Annotated in this window: 9 protein-coding genes and 1 tRNA gene; 4 read left to right on the top strand and 6 right to left on the bottom strand. The window is 36.9% G+C overall.

All coding sequences use genetic code 11. The annotated features are described in order from the left end of the window. Positions 1–30: 30 nt before the first annotated feature. Both htpX and ABFY81_RS09850 read right to left on the bottom strand, forming a co-directional pair. Positions 31–936, bottom strand: coding sequence for a protease HtpX (gene htpX / locus ABFY81_RS09855; RefSeq protein WP_004699673.1), 906 nt, complete (start codon positions 934–936; stop codon positions 31–33). Between the two features lie 257 nt (positions 937–1,193). Next, complete coding sequence (locus tag ABFY81_RS09850; RefSeq protein ID WP_347913664.1) at positions 1,194–2,060, bottom strand: lytic transglycosylase domain-containing protein; 867 nt, start codon at positions 2,058–2,060, stop codon at positions 1,194–1,196. 504 nt (positions 2,061–2,564) lie between these two features. Here ABFY81_RS09850 and ttcA point away from each other — a divergent pair. Together ttcA and ABFY81_RS09840 are read left to right on the top strand one after the other, a co-directional pair. Next, positions 2,565–3,470: a tRNA 2-thiocytidine(32) synthetase TtcA gene (gene ttcA, locus ABFY81_RS09845; RefSeq protein ID WP_107972573.1), complete on the top strand. Its 906-nt coding sequence runs from the start codon at positions 2,565–2,567 to the stop codon at positions 3,468–3,470. A gap of 208 nt (positions 3,471–3,678) precedes the next feature. Next, positions 3,679–4,065, top strand: coding sequence for an SCP2 sterol-binding domain-containing protein (locus tag ABFY81_RS09840; RefSeq protein WP_347913663.1), 387 nt, complete (start codon positions 3,679–3,681; stop codon positions 4,063–4,065). Between the two features lie 91 nt (positions 4,066–4,156). On the opposite strand, the gene ABFY81_RS09835 is transcribed toward ABFY81_RS09840, so the two are convergent. The 3 genes from ABFY81_RS09835 to greB form a co-directional block, all read right to left on the bottom strand. After that, positions 4,157–5,269, bottom strand: coding sequence for a transglycosylase SLT domain-containing protein (locus ABFY81_RS09835; protein ID WP_004699682.1), 1,113 nt, complete (start codon positions 5,267–5,269; stop codon positions 4,157–4,159). A gap of 532 nt (positions 5,270–5,801) precedes the next feature. Next, entirely contained in the window at positions 5,802–6,776 is a 975-nt protein-coding gene (locus tag ABFY81_RS09830; protein WP_019456589.1) for a 3-oxoacyl-[acyl-carrier-protein] synthase III C-terminal domain-containing protein, read from the bottom strand. A 196-nt stretch (positions 6,777–6,972) separates the two neighbouring features. After that, a complete protein-coding gene (greB, locus tag ABFY81_RS09825) occupies positions 6,973–7,446 on the bottom strand; it encodes a transcription elongation factor GreB (RefSeq protein ID WP_004699685.1) in 474 nt (157 codons plus the stop codon). A gap of 350 nt (positions 7,447–7,796) precedes the next feature. On the opposite strand from greB, the gene ABFY81_RS09820 reads away from it, so the two are divergent. Further along, a tRNA-Ser gene (locus ABFY81_RS09820) sits at positions 7,797–7,886 on the top strand. A gap of 79 nt (positions 7,887–7,965) precedes the next feature. Here ABFY81_RS09820 and ABFY81_RS09815 read toward each other — a convergent pair. Continuing rightward, on the bottom strand, positions 7,966–8,394 hold the full coding sequence (locus ABFY81_RS09815) for an SgcJ/EcaC family oxidoreductase (protein WP_347913662.1): 429 nt from the start codon (positions 8,392–8,394) through the stop codon (positions 7,966–7,968). A gap of 697 nt (positions 8,395–9,091) precedes the next feature. Between ABFY81_RS09815 and posA the strand changes: the two genes are divergently transcribed. Further along, complete coding sequence (gene posA, locus ABFY81_RS09810) at positions 9,092–13,090, top strand: delta-poly-L-ornithine synthetase PosA (RefSeq protein ID WP_347913661.1); 3,999 nt, start codon at positions 9,092–9,094, stop codon at positions 13,088–13,090. The last annotated feature ends 20 nt before the right edge of the window (positions 13,091–13,110 follow it).

Here is a 13,110-nt window from a genome sequence, read left to right as displayed (position 1 = left end):
CCTCCAACTGGAGGCTTTTCATTCACTGTGTTATGGGCAATCTAACTGATGTAGAGCTGCAACACGCTGTTCGATCGAAGGGTGAGTTTGGAACAATGCGGCCAAGCTAAAGCCTTGTTCTTTACCTTCCGCAATAGCGAACGCTTTCATTTCTTTTGGCATTTGGTCAGGTAACTCTGTTTCTGCCTGTAAACGTAATAAAGCAGAAATCATTGCTTGTTTACCAGCTAAACGTGCACCTGCTTCATCAGCACGGTATTCACGGTAGCGAGAGAACCACATCACAATAGCAGAAGCTAGAATACCGAACACGATATCTAAAACCATCGTAATGAGGAAATAACCCATACCAGGTGCTTCATTGTCTTGACGACCAAAAACATTACGGTCGATAAAGTCACCTACTACGCGAGCAAAGAACATAACAAAGGCGTTTACAACACCTTGGATGAGTGCCAATGTGACCATGTCACCATTTGCAACGTGACCAATCTCGTGCGCAAGCACTGCACGTAGCTCATCTTTGTTCATACGCTCAAGTAGACCGCTTGAAACGGCAACTAAGGCATCATTTTTATTCCAGCCTGTTGCGAAGGCATTAGACTGATATGAAGGAAAGATACCAACCTCTGGCATATTAATACCAGCACGTTGAGAAAGTTCAGCGACTGTTTGCAATAACCAGCTTTCAGCTTGGTTACGAGGAGCATTTGGGTCAATCAGTTCTGTACCAGTAGTTTTTTTAGCCATCCATTTGGACATAAATAGAGAGACTAACGAGCCCACCATACCAAACACAAAACAGATGACTAAAAGGTTGCCTAGATTCAAGCCACCCGCGCCATGGTAACTACCGACACCGAAGAGTGACAAAATAATGCCAGCTACAACCAGTACCGCGAGGTTGGTAAGCAAAAACAAACCAATCCGCATCATTGAGAAAATCCTCTTATAAATAAAATATTATCTGATTTATAAATTATAAATCACTCAGCTAATATGCGGCGCTTAGGGGAAAAATTCAAGAAAAAAATAAGGAATCAATACATTCTTTAGTGGATAAGAATATATTTAAATTAAACAAGTTATTTATACAGCCCATCTAAACACAGAGGTATGGGTAATAGATCATTACAATTTTTAGACAATGGGCCTCGTTAAAAGATTAACTGCAATGCATGAGTTGTTTCAATTTACTCGATTCTAATATGCGCAATTGCTGTTGCGTTATTGGTGACATAAGTTCCTGTAGGTGCATCGGTATAGGTACCATCAGCCAAAGTCACAATTTGGCGTGCAGAAGAATATTTAACAGGTTTAGCCGATACTTGTTGTGTTGTGGCGGCTTGAGGTAGCTCTGGGCGACTTACAGTCTGGGTAGAAATATTTGAGTTCGTAAAAGATGAAAGGCTTACCCCAGAAGAATATAAGTTTTGATATCGACTGGTTACTCGGCGAACATAATCTTGGGTTTCACGAAATGGGGGAATGCCGCCGTATTTATCAACGTTGCCTTCACCAGCATTATAGGCTGCGAGTGCCATTTGCGTATTGCCATTAAAACGCTTGAGCAACCAGCCTAGATATTTCGCACCAGCAAAGATATTTTGCTGAGGATCATAAGCGTTAGAAACGTTAAAGCGACGGGCAGTGGCTGGCATGAGTTGCATTAGGCCTTGGGCACCGACTGGAGAGTGGGCATTTACATTGAAACCCGATTCGGTATGCATGACTGCTTTAATTAAACCTTCAGATACACCGTGCTGTTGTGCTGCCTGCTTAATAATATGGTCAAACGCATTTTTATTTTTGCTATAGCTCGGTAGAACAGAAGCTTCTGAAGTGCCCCAGTTTGTATAACTATGAATATTACTATCAGGATAGTAAGTCACTTTTACTTTCTTAAGTGAATTATCATAGCTTTTACGGTTAGTCAGTAAAGTACTGCCATTTTTGTCTTGGTAAACGTACATCTGACCTGCAAAAGTCGACGTTACACCGACCGAAAAAGTGGTCATCCCCAGCAAACAAGAAAAAAGATATTGAACCGAATTTTTCATTTTATGTTATTCACAATTTTAAGGTATTCGAGACTTGTCAAAGAGTTTATCAAAAAATATTAAAGAAAGAAGTTTTGTGTAATTTTTTTTATTTTGGCTGTTTTAAAAAATCAAGCTGTTTTGTTCGAATGATCATCAAAAAAAATTAAAAAAAATTTTTAAAATGATTCTATTGACTTGAATAACTATTTGAAAATTAAAGGTAAAAATGATTGGTTAAAAAATGATCAATTTAAATAAAACCCTTAACAGAAGGTGAAAACAGTTTGTCAAGCACGAAGAAATCCACAATTTTATCCACAGGTTTTGTGGAAAACTGTGGAAAAGTCCAAAAAGTAAGCATTTTGCGCAAAAAATGAACTCATCGGTCAAAATGGAGCACTGCTTTTGCATCATGCCTGAGCATTATGACGACTTCAAGAATTGAAACTATTCTTTTGATGCGATTCCCGTCCGAATCATATAAAATTGCGCGGTATTTTTATTTATGGGTATATCTCGTCTATGTACGCGCCAGTTGAGTCCAACGAAGGATTTAATTTTAAGCCTGAACTTCCAACAAGCTCGGTCTATTATCGTTTGCTTAAGAAGCTTCGCCGTCAAGTTGGACATGCCATTCGTGACTTCAATATGATTGAAGATGGTGACAAGGTCATGGTGTGTGTGTCTGGTGGTAAAGACAGTTATACCTTGCTCGACATTTTGTTGCAGTTCAAACGTATTGCACCGATCAATTTTGACATTGTTGCGGTTAACCTTGACCAAAAGCAGCCGGGCTTTCCTGAAGATGTCTTACCCCGTTATATGGAAGAAAATAACATTCCATATTACATTTTGGAAAAAGACACTTACACCATTACCAAGCGTTTAACACCTGAAGGTAAAACATACTGTGCAGTGTGTTCACGTTTACGTCGTGGTTCGCTTTATGGCTTTGCTCAAGAAATTGGTGCCACTAAAGTTGCGTTAGGCCATCACCGTGATGACATCATTGCAACTTTCTTCTTGAACTTGTTCCATGGCGGCAGCTTAAAGGCAATGCCACCTAAGCTTTTGTCGTCAGATAAGAAGAATATTTTGATTCGTCCTTTGGCTTATGTTGAAGAAAAAGACATTATCAAATATGCCGAATTACGTAAGTTCCCAATTATTCCGTGTAACCTTTGTGGTTCACAAGAAAACTTACAACGTGCCATGCTTAATGAAATGCTACGTGAGTGGGATAAACAATATCCGAAACGTTTACACAGCATTTTTGGTGCTTTACAAAACGTTTCTCCGTCTCAGTTAGCGGACCGTGATTTGTTTGATTTTGAAGCGCTAGATTCTCAGCGCGAGATCGACTTTAAAGACCCTGAAGAACTTAAAAAACGTTTAGATGTAGTGAACTTAAGTTTTGCTGCTGAATAAAACGATTAAGTAAGTCAATTAAAGGCACTTTATAAACAAGTGCCTTTAATGTATCAAAACACTAAAAAATGAATGTTCCGTACAAAAAGTCATAGCCCAACCTTAAAATTACATGCTATAACAACGCACAAGCAGAAGTGCTTCATATGATGTTGTCTGGATAGACAACTAACTAGAGAAATTGAACAAATAAATTTGAGGAAGAATCATGCCTGCATTTTTAACTGATGATTGGTTTGCGACTGTCGAAAAATTAACTGCTGAAGCAGGTGATCTTAATTTGCCACCAGCTCTTGCGAATTTGGCAATTAATTTAGTAGTTACAGATGCTTCTGGAAATACCGAATTAGCTTTAGATGGGGGTAAAATCCAAAAAGGTTTGTCTTCAAATGCCAAAACAACTTTAAATATGGATGCTGAAACTTTACGTAAAGTATTCTTAGAGTTTGATATGGCTGCAGCTATGCAAGCATTTATGACTGGTAAAATTAAAGTTCAAGGCGATATGTCTCAGTTAATGGCTTTGCAAACAGCTAAACCAAGCCAAGAACAAAAAGATTTGTTCAAGAAAGTATTAGAACAAACAACAGTTTAAGTTAAAAAGAATTCATATAAAAAGCTTACCCCAAGAGGTAAGCTTTTTATTTGTACAAACACTGAATTTATCAACTTTTAAATAATAAAAATTAGATATTGATTCGAGGTTGTGCCGTTTTAATGTGCTCAAGATAAGCACGAATACGGGTCACATACTGTACCGCTTGTTTGTACCGACCATTTCGCATTTGATTACGCTGTAAGTACTCATAGAGGTTAACCCATTGGTTTGGATCTTTTCCTTGAGTCTGTAAGCGTTTCTGGATCTGGTTGACTGCACCCGGACCCATATTGTAAGCCACAAGGGCATACCAGTTACGATCTGGGAAAGGAATATCATCATACTCACTTAACATGAGATCATAATATTTCGCACCGCCCTGAATGCTTTGCGCTGGATCGCTACGGTTACTTACACCCATTGCCCGAGCTGTACTGTTGGTTAACATCATTAATCCACGTACGCCTGTTGGTGAAACAGACTCTGGCTTGAGATATGACTCTTGATAGCTCATTGCTGCAAGCAAATGCCAATCTAAATCATACTTCGCTGCGCTTTGTTTGAAGCTAGCTTTGTAAATGGGCAGACGTGTACTTAAATCACGTTGAATCGTAGACCAAGACTCAGGTTTTACAACGTTACGGTTATAAAATGAAGCCAGTTGTTGAGTCAGACCATTTTGCTTGCTTTGACAAACAAAACCACTGGCAGTTTGTGTAAGAGGATCATCTGCTTGTTTAAACACCCAGCTTAAATCAGGATTTAATCCATTTTTTTGCAAATTTACGATATCACCACAACTTGCAGAAAAAGACATTAAACCTTTGCTCTCGATTGAGCTTAAGCCTGCGGTCGTCATGGCAAGATTTGCTTTACCTTGCTGGACCCATTTGAGTGCAGTGGCATTATCTGCCACGATTTTGAAGTCTAGTTTTACATTTAAGCTTTGTGCATAGTTACGAGCGAGGTCATAACCAAAGCCATGCAAAAATTGATCTTCTTTAAAAACGGTAGTCGGGCTTTCTACAGCAACTACAGTTAATGTGTTTGTGTTAACTACAGTATTGTACTGTAGGGTTTTTCCTGCATTAATACTATGAAAGGGAAAAAACATAGTGCTGAGTGCAAGGACTTTCAATGGGAGAGAAGAAAATAAAGAGTTAAGGCAAAGCCTCGACCCAGAACTTGAATTACTGTGCATGTTGTCTCCGCTACAGATAATTTATGCCCTAAAAGCCAGACAAAAAGCTGCCATAACTTCTAAAAGTTGATAAATTCAATAAGGGGTGGGCAGTCATGACGTCATTCAAAATGACATGAAATGAAAAAAACAGACTGTGTAGAAAATCTACATAGTTTTAGGTTGGGTTAAAAAATACTCAACATTTAAGATGCGCGCATCATAATATTCAAAAAAAAGTTTGTCAAATTTTGAACAATTAAATATCGGATATATCAACATAACACCATGAATTTATTAAGGAAGAAAATTTATACACTTATGGTGTGAGAAAATCGGGTATGAAATGCTACATTTTGTAGCCATCATGTTATTACAACGTGAAATTTGATTTATATACTAGGTGACTGCTATAGCTTAAATAACTGAAAAAATAAAATAATTTAGTGATTTTTATTTCTATTTAATTTGTTTACATTTAAATTAAAGCTAAAAGATACCATTAGAAAAAGTATCTTTTAGCTAAAGTAATAACTTTATCAGTTATATCTTATTAAATCTTCCATAGCATTACACCGGTCTGGTAACCTGCTCCTAAAGACCAAAAAACAATAATATCACCTTTATTTATAAGTGATTTTTCTAACCGTTTTTTGTAGGCAATAAAAAAACTACTTACTCCTGTATATCCATATTGATCTCCAATGTATTCAATTTTTTCAGAGGGAATATTGATTTTATCTTGAAGAATATCAATATTTGATTTCGTAAATTGGGATAGTAAAAAACAAGATATATCTTCAATGTTTAAATTATTTTTCTTCAATAATTTATCTAGTGCATCTGCCGCGAATTCCACACTTTCCAAACCAGTAAATGGTGCCCAATGAATTTTTTGTTCCTTACTGTGATAATTCGTTAGGCCATGAGGAGGAAAAACAATAGTTTTACAAAAACTACTATCTGTTTGGTACATCCTGTCAATAATGCCCGAATCATCGGTATTTTTTTCTAGTATTATTGCTGCTGCTGCATCTCCGACAATTGTTGAAGGAATCACCTGTTTTTCATCTCCAAGCATTGTTAGATGATCAGACCCAATCACCAGTGCGCGTTTATAACTTTCTTTTGATGCGAGCAAAACGGATGCTTGTTCAAGAGCAACGAACATTCCTAAACAATTAGCATTTATATCAAAGCATATACAGTCAGTTTTAATATTTAATTCTGAATGAATCAGCAAAGCATTAGTTGGAGATAGATATTCTAATGTTGTAGAAGAAAATATAATAATATCAATGCTGTCATGTGAAATGTTATAATCTTTTAATAATTGTTTTGATGCATTAACTGCCATTGTGAGCGCATTTTCTTCATCATTAATAATGACATGTCTTTTATTTCTTCCTACTTTTTCAAAAATTCTATTTAAACTGTCTTTATCTTCAAATTTATTTAAAAAATATTCATTATTTCTAATTGTTCTTGGATGATAAGTAGATATTGCAGAAATTTTTATACCTTTCATGATTAATAATCTCTTTTTATATAAAAATATAATTGTGTTTTAATTTTGATCAATTAGCGATGGCATTTTATCTACTTTTTTAAATTTAATGATTTCTAATTTTATATAAAATAATATGTATAAATTTGGATATTAATATATTTTTAATATTATAATTTGGGTTGTAATAAAAAATAAAATGAATACTCTGAATTAATTACTGATAACTTATTTTTGTTATGTACCAAATCATTTTACCTTTAGGTGTTTGAACTTGTATTTCATCATCTACGGCTTTACCTAAACAGGCTTTTGCCATAGGTGACTGCAAAGAAATATAGTCTTTGCGACCATAAATTTCTTCATCGCCGACAATACGGAATTTAGTAGTTTCGCCTTCATCATTTTCTAATTCAACCCAAGCTCCAAAATAGGCTTTACCATCTTGTTCCGGCCGATATTCTACTTTTTGGGCAACTTCAAAAAGTTTGGTGAGGTATCTAATCCTACGATCAATTTCACGTAGCTTTCTTTTGTTGTAGTGATAATCTGCATTTTCTGAGCGATCGCCAAGACTGGCTGCCCATGACACAATTTTGGTAATTTCGGGGCGTTCTTTTCTTACAAGATCATTTAGCTCATCTTGCAATCGTTGATAGCCTTCAGCCGTTAATAGTTTGCGGTTCGTCATATAGCTCAAACTTTCTTCATATAGATAGTTTCGTTAGAAACCACATCAGGAATTAAAACTTATCTGTAATTGAAAAGGGGAGAATACCCTGAGTAAAGCGTAAAGCTTTTTTATCTTTGTGACTATGTTATCAAAAAGATAGACCAGTATCATATAGTTATGTGAAGCATGAAGGATAGTTAAAGATAATTAACACTTCCCAAATAAAAATAAGTTTAGGCATAAAAGTAGTAAGAGATAGATAAAAACTCAAAATTAAAGGGTTTTTGTCTTTATTTTGAGCGTTCAGATAAAAACTTAAATAAAAAGGTTTGCCAACTTGCATTTTTGTTTATATTATAGCGCTCGTTGGAAGCGTGGCAGAGCGGTTTAATGCACCGGTCTTGAAAACCGACGAGGGTGTGAATCCTCCGTGAGTTCGAATCTCACCGCTTCCGCCAAAATTCTTAAAAAGCCCTTGTTAATGACAAAGGCTTTTTTTTATACATATAAATTACTAAAAAACTATATCGCTCGATTTCATAAATCTCTAAGTATGGTCTCTCCCGTTCGTGGGTTTGTCAAAGTCACATTTTCAAGCGCCTGAATGGACCAAGAATTATTTTCCTTAATAAGTACAGTAAGAATGAGGGTATCAATTTGATGAGGACCCTGAGGGTGAGCTATGCCCGCAGTTAAGCGACTCCAAAAGTGTGAAATACAGATATCATCACTCATCGGTGTAATGTCTATGAGTTCATTCTCTAGTGTTGAGTCGCTATAGATGGTGTCATGAATAGGCTGATGAAGTGCAACAATTTCATCAACACCTTTAACGTAATGGCCAAAACGATTAACGAAAGTCGCATCTTGATGAAAAAGAGCAGCAAAGGCCTTCATATCATGATTATTCCAAGCAATTTGAAATGCTAAAGGAATGTCTTCTGGGTTTATTATGTGTTGACTCATATCATTCCCACTCTTTAAGTTTTAAGTCCATTTTGAATGTATTATAAATGAATGGGCTTTGACATGCTTAAACGGAACAGCTAGTCACAGCTGGGCATGCAAGTACTTATTCCTATAAACACACCATACTTTTAGCACAAAAACATTTTAGGGGTGAGCAGTATTAAACAACTATAAGTTTGAGCTACTCGATGGATAAGTTTTAGAAAAATAAAGATAAAAATATAAGATAAACAAAATTGACTCATAACGAGTTTAATATGATGAATAATCAAACATCGTCTAAAAATTTAAATAAAAATCTTTTTTTTAGACACTATTTAATTGTTCAGAGCAATACAATTAAGTTTAAAATATGGAGATGTTGTATACAGGATGCCATTTATTAGTTTAATTAAAATTAGAGTTATATAAATCTTGTGAATTATAGGTTTTTACTTGGCTATTTTTGTACGTTTTCTATCCTGAAGACAATGAAAAAATTAAAACATTGCAGCTAAAGGCTTAATTTTTTTAGAAAAGATGATACTAAAGAATCAAGAATTATATATTATTAAATAGACTTTGAAACTAAAACTTTAATCTTGATTTAAGTTCAATTATTTAATTTATGACACATCTAGATTTCTTTAATGAGTCAGAAAAACAAATTATGACTTCATTTGAGCCAAATCAGAAAATTAAAGAGAGTATAAAAATGAACCAGTTTGTAACAAACACGAATAATATTATTCGTGGAAAGTATCATCCGGAATTTTTGCAGTATGAAGTCTTGGCCGATATTTTTGTCCATACTGCACAAACTCTTCCTGATAAAACGGCTTTAATTGAAGCAGATAAAACGTTGACCTATGGTGAGTTGTACCAACAAGCCTTAGTCATGGCTCAGCACTTGACGATCAGAGGGGTGAAACCTGGTCATATTGTTGGGTTATGGTTGCCTCGTGGTATCGAGCTTTTAAAAGCTCAATTGGCGATTTGTTTAAGTGGTGCAGCATGGCTTCCTTTTGATATGGATACGCCAGCTGACCGTATAGCAGTGTGTCTTGAAGATGCTGAATCTGTGGGAATGATTACTACAGATGAATGGTATGCACATTTAGAAGAAGTGCCGCAAGCAAAATGGACAAACACTGAACTACAAAAGCCACTCAGTGAAAATATTCCTTTAGCTAAAACAACCCCAGAACAACCTGCGTATATTATTTATACGTCAGGTTCAACGGGTAAGCCAAAAGGGATTGTGATTACCCAAAGAAATATTTGTCACTTTTTACGCAGTGAAAATAATGTTTTAGGTATTCAAGAACAAGACAAAGTCTATCAAGGCTTTTCTGTCGCTTTTGACATGTCGTTTGAAGAAATTTGGCTTTCGTACTTGGTTGGTGCAACATTGTGGATTGCACCTAAGTCGCTTGTGAGTGACCCTGAGCGTTTATGCCAAACATTAAAGCAAGAAAACATTACCGTATTGCATGCTGTACCGACATTACTTGCTTTATTCCCTGAAGATGTACCTAACTTAAGAATTATTAACTTAGGTGGGGAAATGTGTCCGGATTCACTAGTTGACCGTTGGGCATTACCTCACCATCAAATGTTTAACACTTATGGTCCAACCGAGACTACAGTTACAGCAAGCCTTGAGTCTTTAGAGCGTGGCAAACTCGTTACCATTGGTAAGCCTTTACCAAACTATGGCATGCTGGTCATTAACGCTGAAAGAGAATTACTGCCGCAAGGTGAAACAGGTGAGCTCTGTATTTTTGGCCCAAGTGTGGCAGAAGGATATTTAGGTAGACCTGATTTAACGGCTGATAAGTTTATTGAAAACCCGTGGGCAGAAGGTCCAGACGAACAATCGCTCTATCGTACTGGTGACTTGGCTAAAATTGATGAGTTTGGCCAAGTACACTGTTTGGGGCGTGCGGACGATCAGGTAAAAATTCGTGGTTTCCGTGTTGAACTTGGTGAGATCGAAGCTGCGCTTTGCGATATTGAAGGTATTGGTACAGCGGCAGTTATTCTTCGTCCCGAAGATGGTATTGATCAGCTTATTGCGTTTATTGCACCAGAAATTGATGCGAAACAAGCAATCGAAATTAAAGTACTTCGTCAAAATTTAAGCCAACGCTTACCACCTTATATGGTGCCAAACCGTTTTGAGATTATTGAAGAAGTTCCGCGTTTATTGTCAGGAAAAATTGACCGTAAAGCTTTAAAAGCACGACCACTCACCAGTGTGATTGACCGTAGTGAATCGGACCAACCACAAAACCCGGCAGAAGAAATCTTATTTGGTATTTTGAATCGCTTGTTCCCAAACATGCCGATTAAACTCGATTCAGATTTCTTTGATGACTTAGGTGGTCATTCACTTTTAGCGGCTGTTTTAATTTCGAACTTACGTGAACATCCGGAATATAGCCACTTAACTATCCAAAACTTATATCAAGCAAGACGAGTTGGGGCCATTGCTGCGCTCATGCTAGAGCACCCAACGCCGACTGTATTTGATAGCCAGATTGGACAAGATAACCCTCGTAACCAGACTTATAAGTGGTTATGTGGTATTGCACAGCTAATTACTATTCCGGTTTTAATTTCGATTAATATCTTGCAGTGGTTAGCGCCATTCTTTACCTATCATTATTTTACTGGTGGATCACGAGACAGTATTCCGAATGCAATCGCGATGTCTTTATTGGTTTATATCAGCGTAATTATTGCCAGTTTTGTTGTTTCAATTTCTGTAAAACGACTATTAATGATGGGCGTTGGTGCTGGGCAATATCCATTATGGGGATTGACCTATTTCCGTTGGTGGTTAGCAGACCGTATAGGTAGTATTTCACCTGTCTATCTTTTGTCAGGTTCAACTTTACTTAACTTATATCTGAAAGCGCTTGGCGCCAAAATCGGTCATGATGTTACGATTAGTTCAGTACATATTCGTATGCCATCTTTACTTACTGTTGAAGATGGGGTGAGCATTGGCTCTCAAGTGAACTTGGAAAATGCTAAAGTTGAACATGGTCACTTGGTATTAGGTTCAATTCACTTAAAAGAAGACAGTTATGTGGGCTCTTATGCTGTATTAGAAGAAAATACAGTGTTAGAAAAACAAGCTCATGTAAATGCTTTAACTTCAATTGAATATGACACTGTTATTCCAGCCGGAGAAATCTGGGATGGTACACCTGCTAAAAAGATCGGACATGTGGATGATCACGATAAATTACCAGAGCGTCCAAAATTATCGTTTATTCGTAAAATTGCAGAATATGCATATTATGGAATTAGTGCGTTAATTATTGCGTGTTTGTTCTTTATTCCAATTTTCCCAAGCTTCCTGTTGGTCGACTGGTTAGATGCAAACGTATTTAATATTAACCCGAATGAACATTTACAAATCGCACTGTACTACTTCATTTTAGCGATTCCAGCTAGTGCAATGATGATGATGATTACTGCTGTGATTTCTTCAGTCATTCGTAAAGTTGCATTGCCTCGTCTTGAAACAGGAACCTATGCGGTTCATGGTGGTACGTATTACCGTAAATGGTTTGCTTCGCAAATCTTGGAAACGAGCTTACAAACCTTACATGGCTTGTTTGCGACCATTTATGCGCCAACATGGTTCCGTATGCTCGGTGCAAAAGTAGGTAAAAATACCGAAATCTCTACCGCAAATGGTGTTATTCCAGAAATGCTGGCTTTGGGTGAAGAAAGCTTTATTGCTGATGCTGTAATGCTAGGTGATGAAGAAATCAAAGGCGGCTGGATGACATTAAAATCGACCACCATTGGTAACCGTAGTTTTGTCGGAAACAGTGCTTATATTGCTGATGGTACCGTGTTACCAGACAACGTCTTGATTGGTGTGCAATCTAAAACACCTGATAACGTTGAAATGTACGATGGTCAAACTTGGTTTGGTTCACCACCGTTATTGTTACCTGCACGTGAAGCTGCTGAGAAATATCCAGATCATTTAACATTCTTGCCAAGTATCAAACGCCGTTTAATGCGTGGTTTTATTGAAGGCCTTCGTGTTGTATTACCTGCCGCTCTTGCGATTGGTGTGGGTTATATGATCGTGCTTGAGATTATTGACGTTATTAACAAATACAACATTCCAACTGGTTTGTTGGCTTTAACGCTTGCTGGTTTGCTCTATGGCGTAGGCTGCTTCGTTATTGTTGCGCTATTGAAGTGGATTTTGATTGGTCGTTATGAGCCACGTTCAGCTCCAATGTGGACTATGTTTGTATGGTTAAGTGAAGGGATCACGAGCTTATATGAGTCAGTTGCGATTCCTAACTTCTTAAACTACTTAAGAGGAACGCCAATGTTGCCATTCTTCTTGCGTATTTTAGGTGTTCGCATTGGTAAAGACGTTTATATGGACACTGCTGATATTACAGAGTTTGACTGTGTAAGCATCGGTGACCGTGCTGAGTTTAATAGCTTCTCAGGCCCACAAACTCACTTGTTTGAAGACCGTATTATGAAAATCGGACAAGTAAATGTTGGTAATGATGTCGTGGTAAATACACGCAGTATTATTTTATATAACGCCAACGTGAGCAACCATGCTGTATTAGGTCCATTAACATTGGTCATGAAAGGTGAAAATATTCCGGCTAAATCTGCTTGGATTGGTTCACCAGCCGTGCCTTGGGTTCATAAATAATTAATTGTTGAATTGAAAAA

This window comes from Acinetobacter sp. WA-87, from assembly GCF_039938935.1.
Taxonomy (GTDB): Bacteria; Pseudomonadota; Gammaproteobacteria; order Pseudomonadales; family Moraxellaceae; genus Acinetobacter; species Acinetobacter seifertii.
Note: the sequence above shows the minus strand (reverse complement) of the source record. Positions and strands in the feature narration are given on the sequence as shown.